A 16836-nucleotide genomic window follows, 5' to 3' on the forward strand; every position below is an offset into this window, starting at 1 on the left:
CTGTCGGACAAAAAAGCCTGGGGAGGGTCAGCGCTTGATATAGCACTTGTTTTCAATATCTGGACAGGCGAACTCACCGCCTAAATCTAGTTCCGCCATGCCTCGGCTGCATCTCATGGAAATCCATGTATTGCGCGGAGATATCGCCGCTACGAGGCCCCTAACGATGGCCTTGCGTGAGGCTAACGCGGTGGAACGCGCAGCCCGGCGGCATCGAAGAGATGCATGCGCTCCGGCGGCAGAGCGAGGTTGATCGGCGGCCCTTGCGTTTCAACGCCCTGCTGCTTGAGAACGGCGATCAGTTTGCTGTCGCCGGCAATGGTGGCGTGGACAACGGTTTCCGGTCCCAACGCCTCGGCCAGCGTTACCCGCGCTTCCACCGATCCCTTGCTGCCATTCGAAAGTTGGATGTCGTGTGGCCGGATGCCAAGCGTCGCGTCGTCTCCCGGTTTCAGCGCGACCCCATCGGCCGGGATCGAGGCTGAGAGCCCGCCTGGACCTTCGACACGCACCTCGGCGCCGCTTGCCGAACGCACCTTCACCGGCAGCAGGTTCATCCGCGGCGCGCCGATGAAGCCGGCGACGAACAGGTTGGCCGGCGCGTTGTAGAGATCGAGCGGCCGGCCGACCTGTTCGATCCGCCCCGAGCGCATGACCACGATGCGGTCCGCCAGCGTCATCGCCTCGATCTGGTCATGGGTGACGTAGATCATCGTGGTTGCCAGCCGCCGGTGCAGGCCCGCCAGTTCAGCGCGCATGGTGATGCGCAGTTCGGCATCGAGGTTGGACAGCGGTTCATCGAGTAGAAAGGCGGTCGGATTGCGCACCACCGCACGGCCGATCGCCACGCGCTGCTTCTGGCCGCCCGACAGTTGACCGGGCCGGCGGTCGAGATAGGGAGCGATTTCCAGCATGCGCGTCGCTTCCGTGATCCGCGCGTCGATCTCGGCTTTGGGCATACGGATGTTTTCGAGGCCGAAGGCGAGGTTCTGGCGCACGCTCATGTGCGGGTAGAGCGCGTAAGACTGAAACACCATTGCCAGACCGCGCTGTGCGGCCGAAACGTTGGTGACGTCGACCCCGTCGATCTCGATCTTGCCGTCGGTCGGTCGATCGAGCCCGGCAATCAGCCGCAGCAACGTGGACTTGCCGCAACCCGACGGGCCGACGAGGACCAGCATCTCGCCGTCACCGACGTCGAGGTTGATGCCGTGCAAGATCTTCATCTTGCCGTAAGCGCGATCGATGTTGGTCAGCGTTATCCGTCCCATGACATCCTCACTTCAGCCCGGTGCCGGCAATGCCGGAAGTGATGTAACGCTGCAGGAAGACGAAGACGAGGACGACGGGGATCATCGTCACCACGGTCATCGCCAGGATGTAGTGCCACTGCACGTTTAGCTGGCCGGCATAGGTATTGAGGCCGACCTGGAGTGTGTAGAGTTCCTTGCGCGACAGCACCACCAGCGGCCACAGAAAGTCGTTCCAGCGCCAGACGACCGAGAAGATCGCCAGCACGGCGAGCGCCGGTGCTGCAAGCGGCAACACGATGCGCCAGTAGATCTGCCATTCGGAAGCGTTGTCCATGCGCGCCGCATCGAGCAGCTCGTCGGGGATGGTCAGCATGTATTGGCGCAGCAGGAAGACGCCGGTTGGCGTCGCCACGGTCGGCAAGATCACGCCCCACAGCGAATCGAGCAGCCCAACGGCGCCCACCACCGAATAGAGCGGCACCAGGATGACCGACAGCGGCACCATCAGCGTACCGACGATAACAAGCATCGTCAGATCGCGACCGCGGAACTTGTATTTCGACAAGGCGAAGGCGGCCATCGAATTGGTGAGCAGCGTGATCAGCGTCGCCATTGCCGTCACAAAAATCGAATTGCGCAGATAGCGCAGGAAGTCGAAATGGACGAAGGGCTCGGTGTAGTTCTCCGTCGCGAAGCCGATTTCGCGCACCGGCTGCCGGTCGGCGATGTTGATCTTGACGACATCGTTCGGCGCCTGCGGGTCCACCATCTGCGCCATGATGCCGATGCGCCGCACCTCGGCCAGCACCTTGGTCGAACCATCCGGCAACTTCACCCTGTATAGGGCCAGCGGCTTGTCGTAGCCTTCGACCGTCGCCTGTTGGCTGACATAAGGCATTATGGTCGGCGGGAACTCGGCGAGCTGTGCCGGCGTCTTGAATGACGAACCCACCAGCCAGACGGCCGGGCCGAACATGATGACAACACCGCCGAGCAGCCACAGCCAGCTCACGATATCCGTCCAGTGCCAGCCGCGACCGCCGCGCCGGCGGGTCAGGAATGTCACGACCCGGCTCATTCGCGGGCTCCTTTCCGCTCACCCCGGCGTCCGACCTGCAGCTGAACCAAGGTGAGCACGACCAGCACCAACCCCATCAGGATCGAAGCCGCCGAAGCCAGCCCCGGATTGCGCAACAGGGAGGCGAAGCCGATCTCATAGATGTACTGCGTGATATAGAGGGTCGAGGTTCCCGGCCCTCCACCCGTCAGCACATAGACTTCGTCGAAGATCTGCACGGCGCGGATCAGCGTCAGTACGATGACGACAAGCAGATTCGGCATCAGCAGCGGCAGCGTGATGCGCCAGAACACCCGCGCCGGCTTCGTGCCGTCCATCTCGGCCGCTTCGTAAAGGTCGCGCGGGATCGCCTGCAATCCGGCAAGCAGGATGAGCGTGTAAAAGCCCATATGTGCCCAGACCGAAACGCTGACGGCGGCGGTGAAAGCCCAGAAACGGTCCGTCAGCCAGTTGTGCGGCTCGCCGCCCAGATCATGGACGATCAGGTTGAGCAGGCCTTGGCGCTGCAGGATCCAACGCCAGATCAGGCCGGTGACGACAGGCGACAGCAGCACCGGAAAGAAGAACACCGCGCGCCAGAAGCTGCGCCCGACGATCTCGCGGTTGAGGATCAGCGCTGTCGCCATCGACACGGCCGTCATCAGCGCCACCTGCACGACGACGAACAGGCCCGTATTGTGCACGGCCTTCCAGAAGAGATCCTCGTGGCAAGTGGCAGTGTCCAGGTAGTTGCCGCAATCGAGCAGGCGGCGGTATTGCTCGAGCCCCACATAGGTTCGGTCCTGCAGGAAGTAGGCCGTTCCCGACGTGGCCGAATAGAAGAAGTTGATGATCATCGGCACCAGGACGAAAATGCCGAAGATCGCCATGTTTGGCGCGAGGAAGAACGCGGCCATGCCACCGGTGCCCGTCGCGCGCTGCCAGAACTTCAGCGGCACGTTGACGATCGATGCCAGCCAGACGACTGGCGCCGCGAGCGCGGCGCCAGTCCATGCCTTTAGTGTCGCGGCGGCGGTCACTTCGCCTCGGCAACCTTGTCGGCGATATCCTGGTCGATTCTGCCCCAGGCATCGTCGAGGCTGAGTTCGCCGGCCATCACTTGGCTGACGCGCGTCACCAGCGCGGCGAAGTAAGCGTTGGCCCACTTCCACGGCGGCAGCGCATCGGCCGCCGGCAGGGTTTCACCCGCCGCCTTGACGAACTTGTCGAGCGCCGGACCGACGTTCTTGTCGGCCGAGACCCATTTCAGCCCGCCCTTGTCTACGACGCCCTTGTGCGCGGGCAGAAACAGCGTGCGCTCGCTGAATTCTTTCACCACGTCTTCACGGGCCAGATAATCCATGACCTTGGCGACGTCCTTGGGATTCTTGGTGTATTTGATGGCAACCAGCGCCGCGCCGCCCTTCACGCCCGAACATCCTGCGGTACCGCAGGGCGAGCCGGTTGCCACCCAGTCGAAACTATCGCCGATCTTGGTCGACAGATTGGCGACCTGCCAGCTGCCCGAATAGTAGAACGGGATCTGGGCGTTGATGAAGTCGTCGGCGGCCGCGCGATAGGTCGAGCCTGCCGCCGACACCCAGGTATCCTTCAGCATCAGGCCCTTGGCGGTCCAGTCGACGAGCTTGCCGACGAACGCCTTGGTGCCGTCGTCCACTTTCGCCGGCATGCCATCGGGGCCGATATAGTTCGCTCCGAAGGAGACATTCGGACCCGAAATGCGGTGACCGGAACGGTCGATGGCGAAGGCAGCCGGAAGCTGCTGGCTCTTCGCCACCTCGGCGGCGGCGGCGATCCAGTCGTCCCAGGTCGCTTTGTCACCGGGCAGCGGCACGCCGGCCTGTTCGAACAGCGTCTTGTTGGCGAAGCCGCCAGTGAGCGTGAGCTGGGTCATGAAACCCGGGATGGCGTTGGAGCCATCGGGGCGCATCCAGTCCAGCGTGTCAGCGAAATTGGCCTCCCAATATTTCGGATCGGCCACCAGTGGCCTGAGATCGAGCCAGTGCTGGGCAAGCTCCTTGATGTTCGTGACGCGGGCGATGTCCGGCCCCTGGCCGGCTTCGAGCTGGATGGGCAGCTGCTCCTGGATCACCTTGTAGGCGACGTTGTCGAGCGTGACGTGGATGTCGGGATTGTCCTTCAAGAAGCGGTTCAGAATGTCCTGGATGACATCGCCCTCGACGCCGTCCGAATACCACATGATGCGCACGTCGCCGGCAAACGCGCTGGTCGATGCGAGCAGACTGACCGATAGCGCGGCCAGCAAAGTGCGGGTCTTATTCATGCTTCGTCTCCTCCTTTAGCGGGGCGGCGCCCCGATGGTTCAAGCGGCCACGCCCTCTCCTCTTGAGCGTCGCAGCCGATTTCCTCCCTATCCTCCTTGCTTCATGCGCATCGCCTCACCGCGCACGATCCAATTGGCCGGATCGAGTGTGCGTCCCTCAGCCACGATCCTTGCGTCGGCCAGGAAATGCACCGTGCCGTACTCCGGATCCTCGACGGTCAACTCGCCGTCGGGACCCGACCGCACAGACAGGCCGGCAAAGGCGCCCGCCCAGGCGTCGAGCGCCGGCAGATTGGCATTCCGATCACCGAGGCGGACGATCCATGTCGTCCTGCGTCCCGGCGCCCGCAACTCGTTGCCGGCGGTCGGGCCGGCCACGACCTGCGTGAGCGGAACATCCGTCTTCAGCATAACGAAGGCGTCGCCAGATTGCGCGAACGCCCGATCGCCACCCACTTGCACGGCATCGAAGGCTTTTGCGGGGAACCAGGCGTGTGTAAAGTCGGGCTGTTCATCCGAGCAGGAGAAGCTGACTATTGCGAGGTCGCGGTATTGGTGAAGCCGGGGCAAAGTGCCTGAGCCGCCCCAATATGATGGTCTGCCATATCCCGACTGCAGCACTTCGCCGGGGTGGTTGATCCAGATCTGCGCATCCGGGTTCTTGCCCAGCCGGGCGTGAATGACGGTCTCCTGATAACCCCATTGGTTCCAGCGGTAGCCAGCGGCGCTGCCCATCGCATGGTTGCGCGTCTTGTAGTGGTAGAGCCGCGCGAAGCGGTCTTGTCCCTGCGCGAAAGTCCATTCCCACGCCGTATCGTCGGTGAGGGAAGCAATTGCAGCCAACCCATCGGGAACGCTCAAATCGTGATCCCGCAGGCAGAGTGCCAGCTGCGGCAGCGCGTGAAAGCGCATGCCGTAATTGCCCTTGCCCCATAGCATGCGGCAGATGCCGGATAATTCCAGGGAACGCGCGGCGCGCAGCGTGTGCTCATAGGAGCGGCCCTGCGCCCCGGTGAGGATGCCGCGATGCGCCGAGCGCGCGACGATTTCAAGCAGGCGTATGATTGCCTTGCCGGCACGTTCGGCGATGTCCTTGTCCGGGGCCAGCGCGTAGAGCGCGCACAGGCCCTTGAGGTCGATCGGGAAATAAGGCGCCGAGTTGAACTCGGCCATCTCCCATGCCTCGAAATGGTCGAGCCAGGCGCGTACACGCGCGGCTCCAACCGCGGACTGTTCGCGGCCAAGGCGGCCCGACCGCACGAACCGCATATCAGGCAACAGACCCCCAGCAATATAGGCGGCGGTGTGGAAGAGCAGCGCGTGGTTCTCGGAGAAGTACCACTGTACATCATTGCCGGGCTCGTCCATCCAGTAGCGATAGCCGAGGATGGCGTTGTCGACGCGCGCACGCAGGCTCGCTTCCAGCCGATCGCCATAGGCCGTGCGGCACCACAGCAGCGGCACCAGGATGAAGTCGGCGCAATCGTGACAATCCTCGATCGCCGGCAGCGTGCCGGCGATCATGGCGTCGGTCTCGGCGCCCTGCTGTCCGATCGCCAGGCGCGCCAGAGCGCGCACGGTGTCGGCCTCGGCGTGACCGGCGACCTCGCGCAGGGCTTCATCTATACGCGCGGCAAGCGTTTCTGGCGCATCGCCCTGACGGCGCGCGTGGCATATCTCGACGCCGAAGACACGCGATACGGCATGGTCGGCGACCTTCAGCGTCACCTTGAAATGGCGAAAGTCGGCCGGCAGCTGCTCGGTATCGGCGATCGGCAGCCGCGCCTGGCCCGCCGGCAGATCGAAGGCGAAGCGCACCGGCGCCTCGATCGACATGAAATCGCCTTCGATCTCGACCTCGACTTGCGCCTCGCGCGACAGGGCCACGCCGGTGACGAGCGCCACCTCGCCGCCGTCATAGGCGGGACGCTCGAAATGCATGTCGTCGAGGGCTGCTTCCATCGCATCGGCAACGCCGCTCTCGACTTCGATCGGCAGTGCCACCGAAGCAGCCGGACCGGATAGATAGTCGAGCTGGAAATAGTAGCGGGCGTCGCGCTCGGCGAGATCGTCGAACCACACGCGAATGTCGTTACGGCCGGCCTTCAGCGCGATCTTGAAATGCGCGGCACTTTCCAGATTGCGGCCGTAGGGCGCCATCCAGCCGGCTTCCCCACCGTTGGCAAAGAGTATGGCGCCGCCGCATGTGCGCAGCCGCACCAGCGCCTCGCCAGTCGAGGCCGCCTCGATGGTGGTCTCGGCCCAGGTTCCAAGCACCGTGGGCCGAAACCAGAAGCCCGACAGGTCGATGCGTGGTGAGGCGAAGGGCAGCCAGGTGCGCTCGGCGCCGAATTCGGCGCTGACCTGTGGTCGCTTGCCGCGGCGTTCCGCTGCGAACTGCGTACGGCACGGATATTCATGCGGAATGAAATTCTTGTGCTTGGTCAGGAAGAAGAAGGGATCCATCTCGCCTTGCATGGGCTGGTCGGCCACGTCGTAGCGCTGCCCGGCGATGGACCCGAGCCGCCAATAGACGATAGGCTGCCCCGCCGTGAGCGGCCGGCGCAGCGTAAAGTCCGTCCGAACGCCTTGCGCGGCCTCGCTCATCGCAAATCCTTCACGGCAACTGGATCGACATCGGTATAGGCCTGGTTCTCGCCGGTCATGCCCCAGACGAAAGCATAGGGGCCGGTGCCGGCACCCATATGGATAGACCAGGCAGGCGACAGGACGACGTCGCCGTCAGCGACCATCAGGTGGCGCGTCTTGTCTGGCCGGCCCATCAGATGGATGACACGGTCGGCCTCGGCGAGGTCGAAATAGCAATAAGCTTCCATGCGCCGCTCATGCAGATGCGGCGGCATGGTGTTCCACACACTGCCCGGCGCGAGGTCGGTGATCCCCATCAGCAAGAGGCAGGACGGGGCCACTTCGGGATGGATGTACATACGCAGCGTGCGCCTGTTCGCACGGGCCTCCTCGCCGAGCACAAGCGGCTTGGCTTCGCTGCTGACGATAAGCCGATGCGCAATATCAGCGCCGGCCGGAACCGAGTTCATGTAGAAGCGTGCCGGCCTCTCCGGATCGTCGCTCTCCAGCGTCACCTCACGCGCTCCGCGTCCGACATAGACGATGTCGCGGTTAGCCACGTGAAAGCGCCGGCCGTCCACCGCGACCGCGCCATTGCCGCCGAGATTGGCGATGCCCATCTCGCGCGCGTCAAAGAAGAGCGGGGTGCCGACTTCGGCCCGGTTGCCGAATGCCAGCCGGTTGGCCAGCGGCACCGCGCCACCGACGATCATGCGGTCGACATGGGTGTAGACGAATTCGATCGCGCCAGGCCGGAACAAGCCGTCGACGAGGAACTCGGCCCTCAGCCGGTCCGTGTCCATGCCGGCAATATCGGCCGGCGACGCGCCATAGAGCGTCCGCATCACGCCGCCTCCACCTTCGACTGCAGATGCCGCGCGCCTTCGGTCAGGCACAGAATGGCCAGCGCCTGCCCGTAGCCCGTCGGATGGATGGGTATATCGCGATAGAACTGCAGGTCGGCGCCCATGCGTGTGCCATAGGACACGTTCGCAACCACACCTTTGTCATCGATGTTCGCCACCACGGCTTCCAAGGCGCGGAGCCCGGCGGCACGGCACTCTGTCGAGCCGATTCCGAGCCGCGCGGCTTTCATCAAGCCGTAGCCGAAGCCGGCCGTGGCGGAAATCTCCTCGTAAGACGTCGGGTCGTCGAGCAGAGTGTGCCAGGCGCCCGAACCCGCCTGCACCTCGAGCAGGGCGTTGATCTGCGTCTCCAGCACGCCGAGCAGATAGGCCCGAACCGAAGGCGCAATTTCGGCGAACTCCACCAGGTCGAGGATACCGACGGTAATCCAGGCATTGCCTCTCGCCCAACGCGCACGGGCGAAATTGTGCCGTCCCGCGAACGTCCAGCCGTGAAACCACAGCCCTGATGCCGGGTCAGCGAGATAACGGGCGTGAACCAGGAATTGCCTTTCTGCTTCCTCGACGAAGCGACGCTCGCCGGCAGCCTGGCCATACGATGCGAGGAACAGCGCCACCATGAACAGCGTGTCGTCCCACAATTCGTCGTCGTTGACCCGGTCCGAAACATCATGCTGGAAACCGCCTTCGGGTGTCCGCGGCAAGGCGGTGACTATCTGCTCGGCCCATTCGCGCAGCACCGGCTCGAAGCGCGGCTGGCGCCGGCGCCGCCACAATTCGCTTAGCGCCAAAAGGGGCGCGGTGGTGTTGACGTTCATCGCCGGGAGACCGGCAGCGATGCGTCGGTCATACCAGGCCTCGATCGTCTGCAGCAGCCGATCGTCGCCGGTCTGCGTCCACAGCCGAACCAGCCCGTAGAGCCCGACGCCTTGCGGCCATTCCCAGCTATCGAAGCTGACATAGTCGCCCGGCGTGCCGTCGAGATTCGGCTCATGGAAGCGCCCGTCATGACGCAAGCCGGTCATGCCCGCCACGAGGCTGGCAAGCGCGGAATTCAGGCGTTCGGCCGATAGCGGCATCACTCCTCCCGTTTCTCCCGCTTCATCAGAACTGTTTCACAGCTATTTTTCTTGCGCAATCTGAAAATTTTTTGCATTAATCGGATGACTTTGCCGGAGATGACGAAGCGGATGAATATCCAGGGCAAGCGCGGCCGCCCCAGCCGCCGCATTCGACTTGAGGAGATCGCGGCGCGTTGCGGCGTGTCGGTCAGCACCGCCTCCCGTGCGCTGAGCGGCGTCGGCGGCGTGAGGGATGAGCTTCGCACCAGGATCATCGAAATAGCGAAGTCGATGAACTACGCCATTCCCGCCTCGGTTGCCGGCCGCAAGGTCATCCTGGCCGCAAGCAGCGTGGCAATGGTGGACAGTGCCCGCAATCAGTTCACCTACCATGTCCTTGATGGACTCAACGAGCGCGCCCGGTTGCTGGGCGTCGAACTGGTGACCCGGCCAGTTTCGGCGCCCGAGGACGAAATCGCGCTGCTGCGTGAATCCGAGCGCGACGACAGCGTCGCCGGTTGCCTGTTTCTGACGCTGGACGATGACGATGTGCTGACGCTGACAGCCGGCTTCGCCAAGCCGATCGTGCTCGTCAACGGCGACGATCCCTCGATGCGCCATTCGAGCGTGACGCCCTGCAATCGCTCTGCCGCCATGCTTGCCGCGCAGCATCTGATCGGCCTCGGCCACCGCCGCATCCTGTTCCTGATGCGGCGTGGCCGGCGCACAATCGAGCGGCGCTATGAAGGTTGGCGCGACGCGCTGATCACGGCCGGCATTGCCGGGTTCGACGACTTCGTGGTCGAGGTGCAGGACTGGCTGCCGGAACTTGCGAGCAGAGCCGTGACCGAGCGCATCGCGGCCCGCGGCCTCGATTTCAGCGCCGTGCTGACGGCCGGCGACAGCCTGGCGTTTGGTGCCATCGCCGGCGTCCAGGAGGCCGGATATTCGGTGCCTGGCGATGTGTCCGTGGTCGGTATGGACGACTTGCCGCTCGCTGCCTTCTGCAACCCGCCGCTGACGGCGATGCACATTCCCATGCGCGAGATCGGATCGGCAGCACTTAGCCTGCTGCTCGACGACATGGCCCATTCGGGGTCGCCGCCGCGCCGCGTCGAGCTTGCCTGCAATCTCGTGGTGCGCCAGTCGACGGCACCAGCCCGGAGCGTCGCCGGCGGTCATCAACTGGTCTCTTGAGCGCGCGACTTGCCGCCAGCAAAGAGCAGCGGCAAACCCTCTTGCGTCTCCAGTTCAAGGACACGTCCAAGCAGGATCATATGGTCGCCAGCCGGAAAGCGGTCGGCGATGCTGCATTCGAACCGCGCCAGTGCGCGCGGCAGCAATGGCACGCCGTGCTCGCTCCACGACAGGTCAAGATCGGCAAAGTCCGTGCCCGACTTCGAAAAACGCCAGCACAGATCGATTTGATCTTCCGCCAGCACGTGAATGGCGTAGTGCGCGGAATTGGCGAAGGCTTCGAACCGGCGCGAGTGGCGGCCGATTGACCAGAGCACCATCGGCGGGTCGAGCGACACGGATGAGAAGCTGTTGGCAGTGATTGCGACCGGGCCGTCGGCCGTGCCGGTGGTGACGACCGTGACGCCGGTGGCGAAACGCCCGAAGGCATTGCGCAAAAGGCGTCGATCGCACACGACATGCTCCATCAGCGGCGCTCCCCCGTTCCCAGTGGTGTCGCTGGAATCCGGTCCGGCACCCGGCCATAGGCGTGGGGGAGCGAGCATGTCTTGAGCTGGGGCAGCACCTTGGTGCCGAAATGGCGCGCCTCGTCGAGATGCGGGTAGCCGGAAAAGATGAAGGCGCGGATCCCCATCTTCATATACGCCTCGATTTCCGACAGAACCTGATCGGTCGAGCCCACCAGCGCCGCGCCGCAGCCAGAGCGCGCTCGCCCGACGCCCGTCCACAGATGCGGCTCGACATAGCCTTCGGCGTCGGCGATCTGGCGGTTCCTGGCCTGGTGCGATACGCCGAGCGATCGGGCGTCGAGCGCGCGCTCGCGGATCGCCCTGCCCTGCTCGTCGTCCAGCTTCGAAACCAGCTCCCGGGCATATTCCTTTGCCTCGGCCTCGGTGTCGCGCACGATCATGTGGACGCGCAGCCCGTAGTCGAGCGTCCGCCCATGGCGCTCGGCGCGTTCGTGGACGGCTTTCATGCGGCCGGCAAGTTCCACCCTGGTTTCAGGCCACATCAGGTAGACGTCGCACTGTTCGGCGCAAAGCTCGAGTGCGTCGGGCGAATAACCGCCGAAATAGAGCAGCGGACCGCCATTTTGCTGATAGGGCTTCGCCGGTGCCGTCGAGAGCCCCTTGAAACGATAGACCTCGCCCTCGAAATCGATGCTGTCCCTGGTCCAGGCCTGGCGCAGTATCTGCACCACCTCGCGGGAACGCTGATAGCGGTAGGCGCTGTCGGCCGCCTCGCCCGGAAAGTCCGACGAAATGATGTTTACCGTCAGCCGGCCTTCCAGCATGTGATCCAGCGTCGCAATCGTGCGCGCCAGCATGATCGGCTGCATCTCGCCGCAACGTACAGCGGCAAGCAGATTGATCGTCGAGGTGACCGGCGCACAGCCGGCAACGAAGCTCAGCGTGTCCTGGCCGACCTGATAGGACGACGGACACAAGATGTTGCGGAAACCGAGTTCCTCGGACGTCTTCACGATCTCGGAGCAATGCGCCCAGCTCGAGCGCAGCGCGTCGTCCGGAACGCCGAGATAGTAATAGTCGTCCGAGCAGAGTGCGGCGAACCACGAGACTTCGGCTGCATCGAGATCCGGCGAGGTGATTGGGACGATGCTCATTGCCACTCTTCAGAAAAAGACGTCCGGGCCACTCTTCAATGACCTCCGGAGCTGCGAATAGGGCTTGCGTAGCATTCGTTTTGGTGTAGATCAATACTGTATCAATTTTGGAGCCAAGCCCTAAACCAGGATGCGATTGGAACACCGGATGCATTTGACAAGGGCGGACCCCGGCCACCGATCCAGCCAGATGCGCGGCCCCCTGCCTGTGCACTTGCAGACCAGCGAAATGCTGATCCGCGAAATCGCGGCCGGACGGCTGGCCGACGGGGCGCGGCTGCCGCCCGAGCGCGCGATGGCCGCGAGCCTCGGGATTGCCGTCGGCACGCTCAGGCGGGCGCTGGCAGATTTGACCGAAAAGGGCCTTCTCGACCGCATCCAGGGCTCGGGTAACTATGTGCGGGCGCGCGGCGACTTGCTCGGGATCTATGCTTTCTTTCGCCTGGAGCGTATCGGTGGCGGCGGCCTGCCGAGCGCCGACGTGCTATCCGTCGAGCGACTGCCCAAACCAGCCGACCTGCCGCAATTCGGCAGCGCCGGCGAAGCCCATCGTATACGCCGGCTGCGGCGGCTCGACGGCGAGCCGGCCGCGGTCGAAGAGATCTGGCTCGATGTCAGCCGCGCCGAGAGGCTCAAGCGCGAGGACCTGTCCGAATCCCTCTATCTCCACTACCGGCTCGCGCTCGGCTTTTCGATCGTTCGCGCCGAAGACCATGTCGCCGTCGCGCCTGTGCCGGACTGGGCCCCGCTCGAGTTCAGGCCACCGCCGGGGACGGTCGTGGGTTTCATAGAACGTATCGCCTGGGCTGGCGATGGCGCCAGCGCAGAATATTCCCGCAGCTGGTTCGATCCGGGCGCGGCGCGGTACGTCACACGTTTCAGATAGGCCGGAGCAAGACGCAGCGTGACCAGATCATCGATCGGCTACGGCATCATCGGCTGCGGCATGATGGGCCGCGAGCATATCCGCAACATCGCTCTGTTGCCCGACGCGCATGTGGCCGCGATCTTCGAGCCGGACCCCGGCATGTTGGCGGCGTCGCTGACGACGGCGTCGGGCGCGCGATCGGCGGCATCGATCGCCGAGCTGCTGGCGATGGACGAGGTGGACTGCATCTTGATTGCCAGCCCCAACCACCATCACCTCAGTCAGATGGAGGAGATCGCCGCACTTCGACCACTGCCGGTGCTGGTGGAAAAGCCGCTCTTCACCGCGGCCGCCGACGAGGGGCGAATCGCGGTGTTGAAAGCACGGCTTCCGCTCGTCTGGGTGGCCATGGAATACCGCTATATGCCGCCCGTCGCCGCATTCGTCGAGCAGGCGCGCCATGCCACCGGCGGCATCCGCATGCTGACGGTCCGCGAGCACCGCTTCCCGTTTCTGGCCAAAGTCGGCGACTGGAACCGCTTCAACCGCAACACCGGCGGCACGTTCGTCGAGAAGTGCTGCCACTTCTTCGACCTGATGCGGCTGATCCTCGGGTCCGACCCCGTCCGCGTGATGGCGAGCGCTGGACAGGCCGTAAACCATCTCGACGAACGCTATGGCGGTGAGAGGCCGGATATCCTTGACCATGGGTATGTGCTGGTTGATTTCGCGAGCGGCGCGCGCGCCATGCTGGAACTGTGCATGTTTGCCGAGGGCAGCCGCTACCAGGAGGAACTCTGCGCTGTCGGCGGCGGGGGAAAGATCGAATGTCTGGTGCCCGGACCAGGCCGTTTCTGGCCGACCCACCTTGGCCCTGCGCCAGTGCCCCAGTTGATCGTCAGCCCGCGCAATCCGCCTGGACCACGACTGCTGGAGATTCCCGTCGACCCCTGGCTGCTCGAGGCAGGCGACCATAACGGTTCGACCTTTTTCGAGCACGCTTGCTTCACCGCTGCCGTGCGCGGACAAGGCAAAGTGGAAGTGACCTTGCAAGACGGCTGGTGGGCCGTCGTCATGGGCCTCGCCGCCGAGAGATCGGCCCGCGAAGGCCGCGCCATCGAACTCGCCGGTGAATTCGCATTGCCGACCTAAGGCCAACCACGCATTCACCAAACCATCGGGTCAGATGCGCCGACCGGTTGCTGCGTCGAACAGATGCGCACATGCGCGGTCGATTTCGATCCGCACCCCTTCGCCTTGCTTGAGCGCAAGCCTTTCTCGGAAGAGGCAGGAGATTTCTTCACCGGAGCAGTCGACCCTGGCGAAGATTTCCGAGCCGGTCGCCTCGAGAAGCGTGATCGTGCCCGGCACGCCCTGCCCGGTCGCCCGGATATGTTCCGGTCGAATGCCGTAGACGAGTTCGCGTCCTGCGGCATCCGCCGGCTGGGCGCCTTCCGGCAACGGCAGGATCAACCCGCCGGCGCTGCGGAACACACCCTCCTCGATGCGGCCGGCAATGAAGTTCATGGCGGGCGAGCCTATGAAACCGGCAACGAAGAGGTTGGCCGGATGGTCGTAGAGGTCCAGCGGCGCGCCGATCTGCTCGACCAGGCCGTCATGCAGCACGACGATCTTGTCGGCCATGGTCATGGCCTCGATCTGGTCGTGCGTGACATAGATCGTCGTGGTACCCAGCCGCTGGTGCAGGGCCTTGATCTCGCCGCGCATCTGGACGCGCAATTTGGCATCGAGGTTGGAGAGCGGCTCGTCGAACAGGAAGACCTGTGGGTCGCGTACGATCGCGCGGCCCATGGCGACGCGCTGGCGCTGGCCGCCAGAAAGCTGGCGCGGATAGCGGTCAAGCAACTTTTCCAGGCCAAGAATGCCGGCTGCTTTCCGGACCCGGCCAGCGGTGTCGGCCGGATCGGCTTTCTTGATCTTGAGGGCAAAGCCCATATTGTCGGCAACAGTCATATGCGGATAGAGCGCATAATTCTGGAACACCATGGCTATGTTCCGGTCCCGCGCGCGCAGATTGTTGACCATACGTTCGCCGATGGCGATCTTTCCGCCGGAGATCGTTTCAAGGCCTGCGATCATGCGCAGCAGCGTCGATTTTCCGCATCCCGACGGACCGACCAGGATGACGAATTCGCCGTCGGCGATGTCGACGCTGACGTCGTGAATGATCTTGGTGGCCCCGAAGGCCTTCTGCACGTTGTTGATTGTTACCGATGCCATTGGATCTTTCCTGGAAAAGAGTGATGTCGGGACGCGCCCTCAGCCGCCCTTGACGGCGCCGGCGGTCAGCCCCGCGACGATCTGCCTTTGCGCGAACATGGTCAGGATCAGCACCGGCAGCGTCACCACCAGCGCCGCCGCGGCGAGCGGCCCCCAGCTGACCTGCTCGTAGGACAGCATGTTGTAGACGGCGACCGGGAGTGTGCGCGTCTCACGGCTGGCGAGCACTACGCCGAAGACGAAATTGTTCCACGAGAAGATAACGGACAGGATGAAGGCGACGACGATGCCCGGCTTGGCGATGGGAAGGGCAACCAGCCGGAAAACCTGCCAGGAGCTGGCGCCGTCGATGTTGGCCGCCTCCTCCAGTTCCATCGGCGTGGTCTCGAAATAGCCGATCATCACCCAGACCACAATCGGCACCGTCACCACCAGATGGATGATGATCTGCGGCCAGAGCGTGCCGAGGATCCCGATCCATTGGAACAGCAGAAACAGCGGGATAAGATAGGATAGTCCGGGCGTCATGCGGGCTATCATGATGAGGACCGCCGATCGTTCAGCCTTGAGCCGTGCGATGCCATAGCCGGCCGGTACGCCGATCAACAGCGCCAGCAAGGTCGCCGTGCCGGTGACCAGAACCGAATTCCAGAGATACAGCAGGAAATTGTTCTCCTCGAACACTTTCACATAGTTCGACCAGGCGAAACGTTCGGGGATCAGGATCGGCGGATAGGCACCGTTATCGATTTCGAATTTCAGCGACAACGAGATCATCCAGAGGAAGAACAGGATCGCCGGCGAGACGAAAACCAGGGCAGCGAAAAACAGACCGATCTGGTTGAGCAGCCGTGAACTCATCTATTTGCCCTCCGTGTCGATCCACTGCGAGCGTTGGCGCAGCATCAGCAGGGCAAAAGACAGGGCCACGATGACAACGAAGAACACCACGGCCATGGCCGAGCCGTAGCCGATATCGTAGTAGGAGAAGGCGGTGTTGTAGAGATAGATGTTGATGGTCTCCGACGCCGTGCCCGGCCCGCCCTGAGTCATCGCGTAGATGATATCGAAGCTCTTCAACGCATCGATGGTGCGGATGATGACCGCGATCATCAGGAACGGCGCGATCATCGGCAGAGTGAGATAGCGGAATTGCTGCCAGGCATTCGCGCCGTCGATCTCGGCGCTTTCGAAGGGCTCGCGCGGCACCGAGGCCAGCCCGCCAAGCACGATCAGCATGACCAGCGGCGTCCACTGCCAGGTCTCGACCGCAACCAGCGACGGGATGACCGTGTTGGCGTTGAATATCCATTCCTGAGCCGGGATGCCGACCAGCGACAGCAGGTAGTTGAGCACGCCAAGCTGAGGATGGAACATCATTGTCCAAACCAGTGCCACGGCAACGGGTGTCGCCATCATCGGCATGACGAAGACGCCGCGCAGCAAGCCGCGCAGCGGAAACCTGGCGTCGAAAATCAGGGCGGCCAGAGTGCCCAGCAGCATCGGCGCTGCAACCGAGAGGAAGGTGTAGGTCAACGTATGAACAAGGGATTCCCAGAAACGTGGGTCGCTTGCCAGGCGGAGATAGTTTTCCATCCCGGCAAAGCTCCGCGATTGGCCGAGCGTCCAGCGGTTGACGCTCATCCACAGGGTGAAAGCCCAGGGGAAGACGATGACGGCGCCGACGACGACGAGTGCGGGGACAACGAAAGGCCAGTAGTTGGGAGCCAGCCGGATGGTCTGGCTCCCGTCGATAACCGGCATCGTCACCCCGG

General features: G+C 63.7%; 15 protein-coding genes. 3 read left to right on the forward strand and 12 right to left on the reverse strand.

All coding sequences use genetic code 11. The annotated features are described in order from the left end of the window. Positions 1-182: 182 nt before the first annotated feature. From NKJ84_RS02340 to bglB, 7 genes are all read right to left on the reverse strand, one after another. Positions 183-1271 (reverse strand): ABC transporter ATP-binding protein, encoded by a 1089-nt coding sequence (locus NKJ84_RS02340; protein WP_352505177.1) that lies wholly within the window; start codon positions 1269-1271, stop codon positions 183-185. A gap of 7 nt (positions 1272-1278) precedes the next feature. Next, positions 1279-2331, reverse strand: coding sequence for a carbohydrate ABC transporter permease (locus tag NKJ84_RS02345; protein ID WP_352505178.1), 1053 nt, complete (start codon positions 2329-2331; stop codon positions 1279-1281). After that, positions 2328-3350 (reverse strand): carbohydrate ABC transporter permease, encoded by a 1023-nt coding sequence (locus NKJ84_RS02350; protein WP_502896023.1) that lies wholly within the window; start codon positions 3348-3350, stop codon positions 2328-2330. Before NKJ84_RS02350 ends, NKJ84_RS02345 begins: the two co-directional genes overlap by 4 nt. After that, positions 3347-4615 (reverse strand): ABC transporter substrate-binding protein, encoded by a 1269-nt coding sequence (locus NKJ84_RS02355; RefSeq protein ID WP_352505179.1) that lies wholly within the window; start codon positions 4613-4615, stop codon positions 3347-3349. Before NKJ84_RS02355 ends, NKJ84_RS02350 begins: the two co-directional genes overlap by 4 nt. A gap of 87 nt (positions 4616-4702) precedes the next feature. Beyond that, positions 4703-7222 carry a hypothetical protein gene (locus NKJ84_RS02360; RefSeq protein ID WP_352505180.1) on the reverse strand — a complete coding sequence of 840 codons (2520 nt, stop codon included), beginning with the start codon at positions 7220-7222 and terminating at the stop codon, positions 4703-4705. Further along, positions 7219-8049, reverse strand: coding sequence for a 5-dehydro-4-deoxy-D-glucuronate isomerase (kduI, locus tag NKJ84_RS02365; RefSeq protein WP_352505181.1), 831 nt, complete (start codon positions 8047-8049; stop codon positions 7219-7221). Before kduI ends, NKJ84_RS02360 begins: the two co-directional genes overlap by 4 nt. Continuing rightward, positions 8049-9149 (reverse strand): beta-galactosidase BglB, encoded by a 1101-nt coding sequence (bglB, locus tag NKJ84_RS02370; RefSeq protein ID WP_352505182.1) that lies wholly within the window; start codon positions 9147-9149, stop codon positions 8049-8051. Before bglB ends, kduI begins: the two co-directional genes overlap by 1 nt. Positions 9150-9248: 99 nt before the next feature. Between bglB and NKJ84_RS02375 the strand changes: the two genes are divergently transcribed. Then, positions 9249-10328 carry a LacI family DNA-binding transcriptional regulator gene (locus NKJ84_RS02375; protein WP_352505183.1) on the forward strand — a complete coding sequence of 360 codons (1080 nt, stop codon included), beginning with the start codon at positions 9249-9251 and terminating at the stop codon, positions 10326-10328. Here the strand turns inward: NKJ84_RS02375 and NKJ84_RS02380 are convergent. Further along, positions 10313-10783, reverse strand: coding sequence for a flavin reductase family protein (locus NKJ84_RS02380; RefSeq protein ID WP_352505184.1), 471 nt, complete (start codon positions 10781-10783; stop codon positions 10313-10315). The genes NKJ84_RS02375 and NKJ84_RS02380 overlap by 16 nt on opposite strands. An 11-nt stretch (positions 10784-10794) precedes the next feature. Next, positions 10795-11952 carry an LLM class flavin-dependent oxidoreductase gene (locus NKJ84_RS02385; protein ID WP_352505185.1) on the reverse strand — a complete coding sequence of 386 codons (1158 nt, stop codon included), beginning with the start codon at positions 11950-11952 and terminating at the stop codon, positions 10795-10797. Between the two features lie 190 nt (positions 11953-12142). Between NKJ84_RS02385 and NKJ84_RS02390 the strand changes: the two genes are divergently transcribed. Further along, positions 12143-12838 (forward strand): GntR family transcriptional regulator, encoded by a 696-nt coding sequence (locus NKJ84_RS02390; RefSeq protein ID WP_352505186.1) that lies wholly within the window; start codon positions 12143-12145, stop codon positions 12836-12838. A 60-nt stretch (positions 12839-12898) separates the two neighbouring features. Next, the gene (locus NKJ84_RS02395) at positions 12899-13972 is read left to right on the forward strand and encodes a Gfo/Idh/MocA family protein (protein ID WP_502896024.1); all 1074 of its coding nucleotides are present in this window, start codon (positions 12899-12901) and stop codon (positions 13970-13972) included. 30 nt (positions 13973-14002) lie between these two features. Here NKJ84_RS02395 and NKJ84_RS02400 read toward each other — a convergent pair whose 3' ends face one another. The 3 genes from NKJ84_RS02400 to NKJ84_RS02410 are packed head-to-tail and all read right to left on the reverse strand — an operon-like array spanning position 14003 to position 16825. Further along, positions 14003-15061 carry an ABC transporter ATP-binding protein gene (locus tag NKJ84_RS02400; protein WP_352505188.1) on the reverse strand — a complete coding sequence of 353 codons (1059 nt, stop codon included), beginning with the start codon at positions 15059-15061 and terminating at the stop codon, positions 14003-14005. Positions 15062-15100: 39 nt separating this feature from the next. Next, entirely contained in the window at positions 15101-15922 is an 822-nt protein-coding gene (locus NKJ84_RS02405; protein WP_352505189.1) for a carbohydrate ABC transporter permease, read from the reverse strand. Next, positions 15923-16825: a carbohydrate ABC transporter permease gene (locus NKJ84_RS02410; protein ID WP_352505451.1), complete on the reverse strand. Its 903-nt coding sequence runs from the start codon at positions 16823-16825 to the stop codon at positions 15923-15925. Positions 16826-16836 lie beyond the last annotated feature (11 nt).

The organism is Mesorhizobium sp. M0048 (assembly GCF_040323405.1).
GTDB lineage: Bacteria > Pseudomonadota > Alphaproteobacteria > Rhizobiales > Rhizobiaceae > Mesorhizobium.

Excerpts from the sequence above, each read along its gene's own strand:
- kduI (WP_352505181.1), bottom strand. The coding sequence starts at position 8,049 with ATGCGGACGCTCTATGGCGCGTCGCCGGCCGATATTGCCGGCATGGAC.
- NKJ84_RS02385 (WP_352505185.1), bottom strand. The coding sequence starts at position 11,952 with ATGAGCATCGTCCCAATCACCTCGCCGGATCTCGATGCAGCCGAAGTC.
- NKJ84_RS02360 (WP_352505180.1), bottom strand. The coding sequence starts at position 7,222 with ATGAGCGAGGCCGCGCAAGGCGTTCGGACGGACTTTACGCTGCGCCGG.
- NKJ84_RS02410 (WP_352505451.1), bottom strand. The coding sequence starts at position 16,825 with ATGCCGGTTATCGACGGGAGCCAGACCATCCGGCTGGCTCCCAACTAC.
- NKJ84_RS02375 (WP_352505183.1), top strand. The coding sequence starts at position 9,249 with ATGACGAAGCGGATGAATATCCAGGGCAAGCGCGGCCGCCCCAGCCGC.
- NKJ84_RS02340 (WP_352505177.1), bottom strand. The coding sequence starts at position 1,271 with ATGGGACGGATAACGCTGACCAACATCGATCGCGCTTACGGCAAGATG.
- NKJ84_RS02395 (WP_502896024.1), top strand. The coding sequence starts at position 12,899 with ATGATGGGCCGCGAGCATATCCGCAACATCGCTCTGTTGCCCGACGCG.
- bglB (WP_352505182.1), bottom strand. The coding sequence starts at position 9,149 with ATGCCGCTATCGGCCGAACGCCTGAATTCCGCGCTTGCCAGCCTCGTG.
- NKJ84_RS02345 (WP_352505178.1), bottom strand. The coding sequence starts at position 2,331 with ATGAGCCGGGTCGTGACATTCCTGACCCGCCGGCGCGGCGGTCGCGGC.
- NKJ84_RS02400 (WP_352505188.1), bottom strand. The coding sequence starts at position 15,061 with ATGGCATCGGTAACAATCAACAACGTGCAGAAGGCCTTCGGGGCCACC.
- NKJ84_RS02405 (WP_352505189.1), bottom strand. The coding sequence starts at position 15,922 with ATGAGTTCACGGCTGCTCAACCAGATCGGTCTGTTTTTCGCTGCCCTG.
- NKJ84_RS02390 (WP_352505186.1), top strand. The coding sequence starts at position 12,143 with ATGCGCGGCCCCCTGCCTGTGCACTTGCAGACCAGCGAAATGCTGATC.
- NKJ84_RS02355 (WP_352505179.1), bottom strand. The coding sequence starts at position 4,615 with ATGAATAAGACCCGCACTTTGCTGGCCGCGCTATCGGTCAGTCTGCTC.